This is a genomic window from Ensifer sp. ENS11 (assembly GCF_014851895.1).
GTDB lineage: Bacteria > Pseudomonadota > Alphaproteobacteria > Rhizobiales > Rhizobiaceae > Ensifer > Ensifer canadensis.
This window is the reverse complement of sequence record NZ_JACVAN010000076.1, coordinates 1-411: the sequence shown is the minus strand read 5'-3', so window position 1 is coordinate 411 and position 411 is coordinate 1. Positions and strand designations below refer to the sequence as shown.

The 411-nt window shown below is 65.5% G+C and carries 1 protein-coding gene; it reads left to right on the top strand.

From position 1 onward, the window contains the following. Positions 1–68 precede the first annotated feature (68 nt). Positions 69–411, top strand: a 343-nt coding sequence (locus IB264_RS34290) for an ATP-binding cassette domain-containing protein (RefSeq protein WP_192435072.1), incomplete at its 3' end; no start/stop codon positions are given.

The window sequence follows — 411 nt, the reverse complement described above, 5'->3', positions numbered from 1 at the left end:
CGGCGCTCGAGCTTCGCTACAGCGCCGAGATCGCCGCCAGCCGCAGGCATTGAAAGGTCCGGATCGTCATGGAAGTCCGCGTTCAGAACATACGCAAGGAATTCGGCCGCTTTCCGGCGCTCGACGACGTCTCGCTCGACATCCGCTCGGGCGAGCTGATCGCGCTGCTTGGGCCCTCCGGCTCGGGCAAGACGACGCTGTTGCGGCTGGTCGCCGGTCTCGAAAGCCCGACCGACGGCACGATCTTCTTCGGCGACGAGGATGCCTCGCAAAAGACCGTGCAGGAGCGCAACATCGGCTTCGTGTTCCAGCACTATGCCCTGTTCCGTCACATGACGGTGCTCGACAATGTCGCCTTCGGGCTGAAGGTGCGTCCGGCCAACCGCCGGCCACCGGCGGCCGACATCCGCA